Source organism: Kitasatospora sp. NPDC056783, assembly GCF_042789895.1.
Classification (GTDB): domain Bacteria; phylum Actinomycetota; class Actinomycetes; order Streptomycetales; family Streptomycetaceae; genus Kitasatospora.
The window spans coordinates 1-10,519 of sequence record NZ_JBHUAF010000303.1 but is presented as its reverse complement, the minus strand read 5'-3'; the positions used below and the strand labels follow the sequence as shown (position 1 = coordinate 10,519).

General features: G+C 75.2%; 8 protein-coding genes. 5 read left to right on the top strand and 3 right to left on the bottom strand.

The genetic code is table 11. From position 1 onward, the window contains the following. Window positions 1-12: 12 nt before the first annotated feature. Window positions 13-1,365: an ABC transporter substrate-binding protein gene (locus ACFRMQ_RS30915; RefSeq protein WP_380734006.1), complete on the bottom strand. Its 1,353-nt coding sequence runs from the start codon at window positions 1,363-1,365 to the stop codon at window positions 13-15. A 325-nt stretch (window positions 1,366-1,690) separates the two neighbouring features. Between ACFRMQ_RS30915 and ACFRMQ_RS30910 the strand changes: the two genes are divergently transcribed. Beyond that, window positions 1,691-3,619, top strand: coding sequence for a DUF2264 domain-containing protein (locus tag ACFRMQ_RS30910; protein ID WP_380734005.1), 1,929 nt, complete (start codon window positions 1,691-1,693; stop codon window positions 3,617-3,619). Between the two features lie 6 nt (window positions 3,620-3,625). Continuing rightward, window positions 3,626-4,411: a sugar phosphate isomerase/epimerase family protein gene (locus ACFRMQ_RS30905; RefSeq protein WP_380734004.1), complete on the top strand. Its 786-nt coding sequence runs from the start codon at window positions 3,626-3,628 to the stop codon at window positions 4,409-4,411. Here ACFRMQ_RS30905 and ACFRMQ_RS30900 read toward each other — a convergent pair. Together ACFRMQ_RS30900 and ACFRMQ_RS30895 are read right to left on the bottom strand one after the other, a co-directional pair. Then, window positions 4,408-5,322 carry a hypothetical protein gene (locus ACFRMQ_RS30900; protein ID WP_380734003.1) on the bottom strand — a complete coding sequence of 305 codons (915 nt, stop codon included), beginning with the start codon at window positions 5,320-5,322 and terminating at the stop codon, window positions 4,408-4,410. The genes ACFRMQ_RS30905 and ACFRMQ_RS30900 overlap by 4 nt on opposite strands. A 147-nt stretch (window positions 5,323-5,469) precedes the next feature. Next, window positions 5,470-6,558 (bottom strand): substrate-binding domain-containing protein, encoded by a 1,089-nt coding sequence (locus tag ACFRMQ_RS30895; protein WP_380734001.1) that lies wholly within the window; start codon window positions 6,556-6,558, stop codon window positions 5,470-5,472. A 291-nt stretch (window positions 6,559-6,849) separates the two neighbouring features. Here ACFRMQ_RS30895 and ACFRMQ_RS30890 point away from each other — a divergent pair, with 291 nt between their 5' ends. The 3 genes from ACFRMQ_RS30890 to ACFRMQ_RS30880 all read left to right on the top strand — a co-directional run bounded on the left by ACFRMQ_RS30890 (window position 6,850) and on the right by ACFRMQ_RS30880 (window position 10,455). Then, the gene (locus tag ACFRMQ_RS30890) at window positions 6,850-8,649 is read left to right on the top strand and encodes a beta-galactosidase family protein (RefSeq protein ID WP_380734000.1); all 1,800 of its coding nucleotides are present in this window, start codon (window positions 6,850-6,852) and stop codon (window positions 8,647-8,649) included. Between the two features lie 131 nt (window positions 8,650-8,780). Next, window positions 8,781-9,845: a substrate-binding domain-containing protein gene (locus tag ACFRMQ_RS30885; RefSeq protein WP_380733999.1), complete on the top strand. Its 1,065-nt coding sequence runs from the start codon at window positions 8,781-8,783 to the stop codon at window positions 9,843-9,845. A gap of 403 nt (window positions 9,846-10,248) precedes the next feature. After that, on the top strand, window positions 10,249-10,455 hold the full coding sequence (locus tag ACFRMQ_RS30880) for a cold-shock protein (protein WP_030060364.1): 207 nt from the start codon (window positions 10,249-10,251) through the stop codon (window positions 10,453-10,455). Window positions 10,456-10,519 lie beyond the last annotated feature (64 nt).

Sequence of the window (10,519 nt, the reverse complement as noted above, 5' to 3'; positions counted from 1 at the left end):
GGGTGCCGGTGGTCACTGGGCGACCTTCAGTCCGCGGTTCTTGAACTCGGCGAGGGTGGCCTGCTGCGCGGTGTCGAGCGCCTGGTCGATGGTGCCGCTCTTGTCGGCGACCTTGCCGAAGGAGTCCTTCAGCGAGCCGTTGGTGACGCCCATCGCCGGGCCCCAGGTCCAGCCCGGCTTGACGGACTTGGCGGCGTCCGCGTAGAGGGCGTAGAGGTCCTGGCCGCCGTAGAAGTCGGTGTTGAAGGCCTGCTTGGCGACCGGCACCAGTTCGGTGGCGGCCGGGTAGGCGGAGGAGGTGCCGGAGGAGATGCGGGCCTTGAAGCCGTCGGCGGTGGTGGTCGCCCAGGTGGCGAACTCGACGGCGGCCTTGGCCTTCTTGCTGTCCTTGGACACGGCGAAGGTGGTGCCGCCGAGCATGCCGCTGGCGGGGGTGCCGTCCCAGCTGGGCATCGGCGCGGCCGCCCAGGTGCCGTTGACCTCGGGGGTGGTGCCGACGTTGGCCTTCAGGACGCCGGCGCCCCAGGTGGCGCCGAGGTACCCGGCCGTCTCGCCCTTCTGCAGGGAGGCGGTCCACTGCTGGCTGAAGGACGGCATGACGCGCACGAGGTCCTCGTCGGCCAGCTTCTGCCAGTACTCGGAGACCTTGCGGGTCTGCGCGCCGGTCAGGTCGGCCTTCCAGCTCTCGTCGGCGGCGGTGAACCAGTGGGCGCCGTTCTGCCAGGCCATCGCCTCCAGGGTGGTCGGGTCGTCGGGGAAGAAGGTGGCGATGCGGGTGTCGGGCTGGGCGGTCTTCAGCTGCTGCGCCGCGGTGCGGAACTCGTCCCAGGTCTTGGGGACGGTGATGCCGGCCTTGGCGAAGAGGTCCTTGCGGTAGTAGAAGACCTGGGGGGAGGCGTCCAGCGGCAGGGCCCAGGTCCGGCCGCCGAGCGAGGTGAGCTCGACGGCCTGGGGCAGGTACTTGGCCTTGAGGTCGCCGCCGACCAGCTTGCTGATGTCCTGGACGGCGCCCTGGCTGACGAAGTCCGGCAGCTGCGGGTACTCGACGTTGAAGACGTCGGGGGCGTTGCCCGCCTTCACCGCGTTGGAGAGCTTGGCGTAGCCGCCGGCCGCGCCGGCCGGGATCTCCTCGAAGGTGACCTGGATGTTCGGGTGGCTCGCGTTGAACGCGGCGACCACGTCCTTGGTGCCCTTCGCCCAGCCCCAGAAGGTCAGGCTGACCGGCTTGCCGTCGTCCGCGGCGGTGGTCGCCGCCCCGTCGCCGCTGCTGCCGCAGGCGGCCAGCAGGGTGACGCAGAGCGCGGCCGAGGTGGCCGCGGCGGCGGCGCGGAGGGCTCTGCGCCGGGAGAGGGGGGTCGAGCGCATCGGTGGGCTCCTTCGGACGAGGGTGCGCGGGGCCCGGAGCGGTCGGCTCCGGTCGGGGCCCGCAGAGGGTGGGGGCGATTGGCTGTCATCCTGAGCAGGTCGGCGATCGGAGTCAAGAGATTTGGATCAAATGATCCGACATGATCGACCCGCCGGACCCTCGAAGCCCCTCCCTCGACCACCGGAAATGCCGAAAAATCGGGGCAACGGTCCACCGTTGCGCCAACATCACAATCCGATCAAGCCGTTCATTTGATCGCGTCAGCTTGACGAATGATCAGGTGCTGCCTAGATTCCGGCTCACCACCCGATGACGGAGGACCTCATGCGCCTGCCCCCGGAGGACCGCGACCTCAGCCCGCACACCGGCTGGACCAGGGAGCACTGGGAGGCGGTGGCCGACGGACTGCTGACCGCCGTCCGCCCCCACGCCAGTCCCGCCGGGGCGCTGATCGACCTGCCCGGCCCCCGCCCGAGCCGCTCCGGACGCCGCTCCGACGGCCTGGAGGGCTTCGCCCGCACCTTCCTGCCCGCCGCCCTGCGGGTGGCCGGCGCGGGCGGCGCCGATCCGCACGGCCTGCTGGCGCACTACGCCGCCGGGCTCGACGCCGGCACCCGCACCCCCACCGGTGAGCGCGACCTCGCCGACGGCGACCGCGAGTCCTGGCCGCTGATCACCGACCGGGGCCAGGCCATGGTCGAGGCCGCCTCCATCGCCTTCGCCCTGCGCCTGACCCGCCCCTGGCTCTGGGACCGGCTGTCCGGGCCCGTCCGCGACCGGGTCGGCCGCTGGCTCGCCGACGCCCTGCACCGCGTGCCCAACGACAACAACTGGCAGCTCTTCCCGCTGTCCGTCGGCGGCTTCCTCGCCGAGGCCGGAATCGCCGAACCCGAGGCCCGCGCCGCCGTCCGCCGCGGGCTGGAGCACATCGACCGCTGGTACCTCGGCGACGGCTGGTACACCGACGGCCGCCCCCGCGCCTTCGACCACTACAACGGCTGGGCCCTGCACCTGTACCCCGTCCTGCACGCCCACCTCGCCGACGACCGGGCCCTGCGCTCCGTGTACGGCGAACGCCTCGCCGCCCACCTGGCCGGCTACGCCCACACCTTCGGGGCCGACGGCGCGCCCGTCCACCAGGGCCGCTCGCTCACCTACCGCTTCGCCGCCACCGCCCCGCTCTGGGCCGGGGCCCTGACCGGCCACACCCCGCTCGCCCCCGGCACCACCCGCCGCCTCGCCTCCGGAGCCCTGCGCCACTTCCTCGACCGCGGCGCCGTCGACGACCGGGGCCTGCTCACCCTCGGCTGGCACGGACCCGACCTCCGGCTCGTCCAGGAATACTCCGGCCCCGCCTCCCCGTACTGGGCCGGCAGCGCCTTCCTCGGCCTGCTGCTCCCGCCCGGCCACCCCGTGTGGACCGCGCCGGAGGCGCTCGCACCCGTCGAGGAGCGCGACACCGTCCTCGCCCTGCGCGGGCCCGGCTGGCTGGTGCAGTCCACCGCCGCCGACGGCCTGGTCCGGCTGCACAACCACGGCAGCGACGACCAGCCCGCCGACGCCGTGGGCCCCGACGACCCGTACTACGCGCGGCTCGCCCACTCCACCGCCACCGGTCCGTCCTTCGAGGGCCCCGCCGACAACCACCTCGCCCTGCTGACCGACGCCGGACCCACCGAACGCGGCCGCGTCCACCCGCTCGGCACCGGGCCCGGCTGGGCCGCCTCCCGCTGGCACCCGCGCGTCGGCGGCCGCGAACTGCCCGGCGTCACCGTCACCTCGCTCACCCTGGGCCACGGCGCCGAGGAGTTCCGCGCCCACCTGGTCACCGGCGGGCCGGCCGGCACCCCGGTCACCCAGACCGGCTGGGCCGTCGCGGGCACGCGCACCGAGCCGCACCGCGCCGGCGTCCGGGCGGACGGGCGGCTCGCCTCCGAGCTGCACGCCCTGCACGGCTTCACCGCCGCCGACAGCGTCCGGGTCCCCGGTGGCACCGCCTTCGGCCCCGAGGCGGCGCTGCCCCGGCTCACCGGCGAACTGTCCGCCACCGGCCCCACCCTGTTCGCCTGCGCCGCCCGCCTCACCGCCGTCCCCCGGCCGCCCGCCCTCGCCGGCACGCTCAGCCTGGAGGCGCGGCCGGACGAGCGGGACCCGCGGGCCGTCGAGCTGACCGTCCGCCCGGCCGACGCCCCGGCCCTGCGGATCCGGCTGGCGCCGGACGCCGTCACCGTCCACCCCGCCGAAGGGGACTGAGCCGCCGTGCCCCTCGCCCTCGCCACCCTCGGCCTGCCCGGGCTGCCGCTCGACCGGGCCGCCGCCCTGGCCGCCGAGCACGGCTGGCACGGCCTCGAACTGCGCTGCGCCGACGACCAGCCGGTCCGCCTCGGGCTGGACGCGGACGAACGCCGCCGCGCCGCCCGCCTGCTGTCCGCCGCCGGGGTCCTCCCGCTGACCCTCGCCTCCTACGTCGGCGTCGCCGCGCCCGGGCCGGACGCCCCGGTGCTCGCCGCGCTGACCGCCCACCTGCGGCTGGCCGCCGACCTCGGCTGCCGCCACCTGCGGGTCTTCCCGCACGGCGGCCCCGGCCCGGCGGCCGAGGCCGACGAGCGCGCGGTCCGCCGCCTGCGCGCGGCGGCCCCGCGAGCGGCGGCCCTCGGCGTGCGGATCCTCGTCGAGACCCACGACTCCCACCGCGCCGGGACAGCCCTGGCGCCACTGCTGAGCCGGGTGGACCACCCCGCGGTCGGAGCGCTCTGGGACCTGCTGCACACCTGGCTGGCCGGCGAGACCCCGGCGCAGACCCACCACGCGCTCGGCCCCCACCTCGGCTACGCGCAGGTCAAGGACGTCGCCTCGGCGGACGACCTAACCCCGCTGCCGATCGGCACGGGCGTGCTGCCGATCGCCGACTGCCTCCAGCTGCTGGCGCCCGGCACCTGGGTGGCCTGGGAGTACGAGGCCCCCTGGCACCCGCGGGCCGCGCCCCTGGCACCGCAGCTGGGCGACGGGGCGCGCTATCTGTCCGCGCTGCGCCCGGGCCGCTAGACGGCTTCGGGTCCCGGGCCGACCACGGCGCGCGACGGGGGGAGGAACTTGTCGAGGTAGGGGGACCGCTGGAGATCCTGTTCGGCGGGGGCGGTGACGGCCGACGTGGTGCCCAGGGACGAGTAGGTCACCGTCACGGCCTTGCCCTCGCCCTCCTTGTCACCGAACTCGCGGTACCGGACGAGTTCCTGCCCGGCGTTGAGCCAGAAGTCGAGGGTGAACGTTTCACCGCTCTTCTTCAGGGCCGCGTCCACGTGAGGGCGGTGCTCCTCGGTGAGCTCGGGGATCGCGCCCAGCACGGTGGCGGCCTCCTCGACGGCACGGTAGTGCGTGACCTCGGCACCGTCGATCGTCTCGGTCCCGACCACGCCGAGCCGGGCCTCCTGGGCCCGGGTCAGCTGGTTCACCGGGTCCATCGCCATGGCCAGCTGCGGGTAGAAGGGCCGGCGCCACATGAGGAAGGGCATCTTCACCCAGAGGACCTGCTCGCCCACCCCCGCCGCGGCCTGATCCGTGGGGCCCATGTACGCCTCGTTGCCCACGGCCCGGACCCTGATCCGGGAGTCCGGAGCATCGGTCAGGTACTCGATCACGGCCGGGCGGCTCGCCCAGTGGGCGAAGCCCGCCCCCGGCTTGGCCTCCAGACCGTCCGACGCAGCCAGCGTGTACCGGGCGCCGCCGGCCTTGCGCATCACCTCGGCCGCCGCCGCCAGCGCCGCCTTGGGATCGCGCTCGGCGGCCTGGCCCGTCGCTGCACCGCCGCTCGCCGCCACCCCGCTGCCGGTCGCCGCACCGCCCGGCGTGGTGGCCCCCCGCGACGGCCCGTCTCCGCTGCCGCCACAGGCGGTGAGGCCACCCGCCAGCACGGCTGCCGCGACCGTCGTGACGACGGCGGAACGCGTTCCGCGCATGGAGACCCCCTGTGAGCCCGAACTTCCCCGACGGTGTCGGGCCCAGACTCTAGTGGATCACCGGCTCGGCCCCGCACTGGTTTTCCCGCCGTCCGGGTACACGGTTCGGTCACGATGTGCCAACGGGGCCCGCCTGGGGCGGACGGCTCACACCGAGGGCTCGGCCCCGCAGGAGGCGCGCACGCGCAGGACCGGGAGCAGCGCCGTACGGTGCACCGGCAGCTCGGCGCCCGCCGCCAGGCGGCGCAGCAGCAGGTCGACGGCCGCCGCGCCCACCGCGTGCTTGGGCGGGGCGACGGCGGTCAGCGGGGGCGCGGCGAGCGCGGCGAAGACGTCGTCGTAGGCGACCAGCGCCACGTCCGCGGGCACCGCCAGGCCGTGCGCGCGCAGCAGCGGCGCCAGCCGCAGCGCGTCCTGGTCGTTGTGGACGAGCACCGCCCGGGTCCCGGACCGCGCGGCCTCGGCGATCCGCGCCACCAGCGGCTCGGGGTCGGCCGGCAGGTTGCCGGGCCCGAGCATGTCCAGCGCCGGCAGGTCGGGCAGTCCGAGCAGCCGGGTGCCCTCCCGGTACCCGGCCCGCACCTCGGCGGCCGTCCAGGAGTCGCCGCGGGCGGCCAGCAGCACGCTCCCGTGGCCGAGCCCGGCCAGGTGGCGCAGGGCGCTCAGTACCCCGTGCCGGTGGTCGGAGGCCACGGCGTCCAGTCCGGACCCGGGGCCGTCCGGGGTGGGGGAACGGCGCTCCACCAGCACGGCGGGCACCGGCAGGGCGTCCAGCCAGGCGTAGTCCTCGGCCATCCGGCCCGGGACCAGCCCCGGGGCCAGCAGCAGGCCCTCGGCGCCGGACTCCAGCAGGCGTTCGGCCTGCAGCCGGTCGCCGCCCGTCCCGTACGGGGCGATGCCCAGGACCAGCCGGGCCCCGGCGGCCGCGGCGGCGGCCCGGGCGCCGGCGATCACCTCGTCGAAGTAGGAGCCGACCGAGGGCACCAGCAGGCCGAGGGCGCGGCCCTCCCCGGGGCCGGGGGCGAGCGGCGGCCCGGAGCCGTCCGGGCGTTCCAGGGAGACGAAGCCGTGCGAACGGGAGAGCCGGCCGGCGTCGGCGAGGACGGCGACGTCCCGGCGGACCGTCACGGCCGGGATGCTCAGCCGGCCGGCCAGCTCCGTGAGGCGGACCCGCCCGCCGAGCTCGCCGACGGCCGACACGATCAGCCTGCGGCGCTCTTCCCCCGAGATGGCCATCCTGGCCTCCATCCGTCGTGCCCGCCGACGCGTCGTCCGGAAGCGGCCAGCCGATGATATTCCGATCGAAGAGTATCGTTCGATCGGAAATTGATCAATAATGCCGATGATCGCCGATCGATTGACCGTGCGATCACCGAACTCCTAGGGTGACCACGGCGGCCGCCGCCGATCCGCCCGCGGCCACCCGCGCGGCCGTGCGCCCGGACCACCGAGGTCCCCACACCCTTCACTCCCGCTCCCCCTCAGTCCCGCTCCCCTCACTCCCGCTCCCCTCCCGTGGAGGACCCGATGGCCGACCAGGCCCCCCACCCCGCCCTCACCACCGACGGCGACACCTTCCTGCGCGGCGGACGTCCGCACCGGATCGTCTCCGCCGCCGTCCACTACTTCCGCATCCGCCCCGAACAGTGGACCGACCGCCTCACCCGGCTGCGCGCCATGGGCGTCAACACCGTCGAGACCTACGTCGCCTGGAACTTCCACCAGCCCACGCCCGAGCGCGCCGACTTCACCGGCGACCGCGACCTCGCCGCCTTCGTCCGCGCCGCCGGCGACCTCGGCCTCGACGTCATCGTCCGCCCGGGCCCCTACATCTGCGCCGAATGGGAGTTCGGCGGCTTGCCCGGCTGGCTGCTCGCCGACCCCGCGATGCGGCTGCGCCGCCTCGACCCGCCCTTCCTCGCCGCCGTGGACGCCTGGTTCGACCACCTGGTGCCCGTGCTGCTCCCGCTGCTCTCCTCCCACGGCGGCCCGGTGGTCGCCGTCGCCGTGGAGAACGAGTACGGCAGCTACGGCAACGACACCGCCTACCTCGAACACCTGAGGGACGCCCTGGTCGCCCGCGGCGTCGACGTCCTGCTGTTCACCGCCGACGGCGCCGAGGACGGCTTCCAGCTCGGCGGCCGGGTGCCCGGACTCCTCACCACCGGCACCTTCGGCTCCCGCCCCGAGGAGTCCCTCGCCTGCCTGCGCCGCCACCAGCCGGTCGGCCCGCTGGTCACCATGGAGTACTGGTGCGGCTGGTTCGACCACTGGGGCACACCGCACCACGTGCGCGACGCCGAGGACGCCGCCGAGGTCCTCGACGCCCAGCTCGCCGCCGGCGCCTCGGTCAACATGTACATGGGCCACGGCGGCACCAACTTCGGCTGGTGGAACGGCGCCAACCACGACGGCACGAGCTACCAGCCGGACGTCACCAGCTACGACTACGACGCCCCGGTCGGCGAGGCCGGCGAACTCACCGAGAAGTTCCACCTCTTCCGCGCGGTGATCGAACGCCACCTCGGCCCCAACCCCCACCCGCTGCCGCCGCTGCCCGCCCGCCTCGCCCCCCGCCGCGCCCCCGTCACCGCCGGCCGGCCGCTGCTCGGCGCCGACGGCGCCCTCGGCGAACTCTCCACCGCGCACCACCTCCCCGAGCCCCGCCCGATGGAGCGACTCGGCCAGAACCTCGGCCTCATCCACTACCGCACCCGCCTGCGCGGCCCGCTCGCCCACGGCGAACTGCGGGTGGACGGCCTCGCCGACCGCGCCCAGGTCTTCCTCGACGGCGAACCCCTCGGCGTCCTCGACCGCAACCACCCCGAGCAGGCCCTGCCGCTGCGGGTGCCCGAGGGCGGCGCCGTCCTGGAACTGCTCGTCGAGAACCTCGGCCGGATCAACTACGGCCCGCTGCTCCACGATCCCAAGGGCATCACCGGCGGTGTCCGGGTCGACCGGCAGTACCAGTTCGGCTGGGAGGTGCGCCCGCTGCCCCTCGACGACCTGACGACCCTCGCCCTCGGCGCGCCCTCCACCGCCGACGGCCCCGGCTTCCACCGCGCCGAACTGACCGTCGACGCCCCCGCCGACGGCTTCCTCGCCCTGCCCGGCTTCACCAAGGGCATGGTCTGGCTGAACGGCTTCGCGCTCGGCCGCTACTGGGACCGCGGCCCGCAGCGCACGCTCTACGCCCCCGCGCCGCTCTGGCGGGCCGGCGCCAACGAGCTGCTGATCCTCGAACTCCACCGCCCGGGCGACCACGTCGAACTGGTCGAGGGCCCTGACCTCGGCCCCGTCGTCCCCGAGGAGCGCTACGGCTCCTGACCCCTCCCGCCCGCGGGCGCGCGCCGGCCCCCGGCCCGTGCCCGCGGGGACCCGGCGGCGGCCGTCCGCCCGGTGGCCGAATGGTAGGTTCCTGTCCACCTCGACAGACCGGCTCACCGACAGGGAGTGCCATGCCGATCCCGGCGGACGATCGCCGCGCCCGCATCCTCGACACGGTGCGCGGCCTGGGCACCGTCCGGGTGGTGGACCTCGCCGAGCGGCTCGGCCTGCCGGCCGTCACCGTCCGCCGGGACGTCGCGAGCCTCGCCGACGCGGGCCTGCTCCGCCGCACCCACGGCTCCGTCTCCTCCGGCGGCCCCGCGGACGTCCCCGCCCCCGTGCCGCCCCGGCCTGCCGAAGCCCCCACCCTGGGCCTGCTCGTCCCCGCCGTGGTGCAGTACTTCGACGAGGTCATCGCCGGCGCGCGCATCGCCGCCGCCGAGGCCGGCGCGCACCTGGTCCTCGGCATCTCCTCCTACGAGGCCAGCGCCGACCGCGTCCAGGTCGACCAGCTCCTCGCCTCCGGCGCCCAGGGCCTCCTGCTCGCCCCGAACTGGACCGCCGCCGACCGCCCCGAGGACCACGCCTGGGCGGCCGAACTCCCCGTCCCCGCCGTCCTGCTGGAACGACGCCCGGCCCCCGGCAGCCCCGCCGCAGCCCTCGACGCGGTCGGCTCCGACCACCGCCACGGCGTCCTGCTCGCCCTGCGCCACCTCACCTCCCTCGGCCACCGCCGGGTGGCCCTCGCGGCCCGCACCGACACCTGGACGGCCTACCAGGTCCGCCTCGGCTACACCGACGCCTGCCGCACCCTCGACCTGCCCGCCGAACCGGTCATCGACGTCCGCACCCCGGCCGCCGGCGTCGACGCCGTCGCCGCCCGGCTCACCGAGGCGGTCGCCGACGGGGTCCGCGCCGCCCTCGTGCACAACGACCAGGACGCCCTGCAACTACTGCCCCTGCTGCGCGCCCGCGGCGTACGGATTCCCGAGGACCTCGCCCTGGTCACCTACGACGACGTGTTCGCCGCCCTCGGTGCCCCGCCGCTGACCGCCGTGGCCCCGCCCAAGCGCGCCGTCGGCGCCGCCGCGGTGGACCTCCTGGTCCGCCGGCTGGCCGCCACCGGCCCCGCCCTGCCGGTGCACCACCTGGACCTCCTGCCGGACCTGACGGTGCGCGAGTCCTCCGGAGCCTGACCGCGCCCGGGACCCGGCGGCATCACGCCGGGAGCGACAGACGGAGCCCGGGACCGGAGCGGATCGTCTCCTCTCCCCGGGTCCGCCGGTGCCGGGCCTGCTGCACCCCGGCAGCAGGGAGCCCCGGCCCCGCGCACAGCGGCCGCCGGCCGGCGGCACGACGTCGGACGAAACGCGGGTGAGAGCGCGGCGGCTACGCCGTTGCTGCGTGTCTTTCTCCGCTCCCTGGCTGCGAGATCCCCTGCGGTGTAACGTTTTGATCAAGCAGTCGTGGTCCCGAAGTTCTCGCCCGCGGTTACATGTCGTGGGCGTTTTTGCTGTTCAGCGCCTCTCCGGACCAAGGCGATCACCTCCGGGCCCGCGATCGCGGGACCCGATCAGTTCCCCCGAGGGAGAGAAGCGCATGGCTACCGGCACCGTGAAGTGGTTCAACAGCGAAAAGGGCTTCGGCTTCATCGAGCAGGATGGTGGCGGCGCCGACGTGTTCGCCCACTACTCGAACATCCAGGCTCAGGGCTTCCGTGAGCTGTTCGAGGGCCAGAAGGTCGAGTTCGACGTGACCCAGGGCCAGAAGGGCCCGCAGGCCGAGAACATCCAGATCATCGGCTGACGTCAGCTCCCACGCTGACTCGCGATCATCGCGAAGCGGGGGCCCGCACCGCATGGTGCGGGCC

What these genes read in the sequence shown, in the direction of transcription:
- ACFRMQ_RS30915 (WP_380734006.1), bottom strand. Translation starts at nt 1,365, where the DNA reads ATGCGCTCGACCCCCCTCTCCCGGCGCAGAGCCCTCCGCGCCGCCGCC.
- ACFRMQ_RS30910 (WP_380734005.1), top strand. Translation starts at nt 1,691, where the DNA reads ATGCGCCTGCCCCCGGAGGACCGCGACCTCAGCCCGCACACCGGCTGG.
- ACFRMQ_RS30900 (WP_380734003.1), bottom strand. Translation starts at nt 5,322, where the DNA reads ATGCGCGGAACGCGTTCCGCCGTCGTCACGACGGTCGCGGCAGCCGTG.
- ACFRMQ_RS30895 (WP_380734001.1), bottom strand. Translation starts at nt 6,558, where the DNA reads ATGGCCATCTCGGGGGAAGAGCGCCGCAGGCTGATCGTGTCGGCCGTC.
- ACFRMQ_RS30890 (WP_380734000.1), top strand. Translation starts at nt 6,850, where the DNA reads ATGGCCGACCAGGCCCCCCACCCCGCCCTCACCACCGACGGCGACACC.
- ACFRMQ_RS30885 (WP_380733999.1), top strand. Translation starts at nt 8,781, where the DNA reads ATGCCGATCCCGGCGGACGATCGCCGCGCCCGCATCCTCGACACGGTG.
- ACFRMQ_RS30880 (WP_030060364.1), top strand. Translation starts at nt 10,249, where the DNA reads ATGGCTACCGGCACCGTGAAGTGGTTCAACAGCGAAAAGGGCTTCGGC.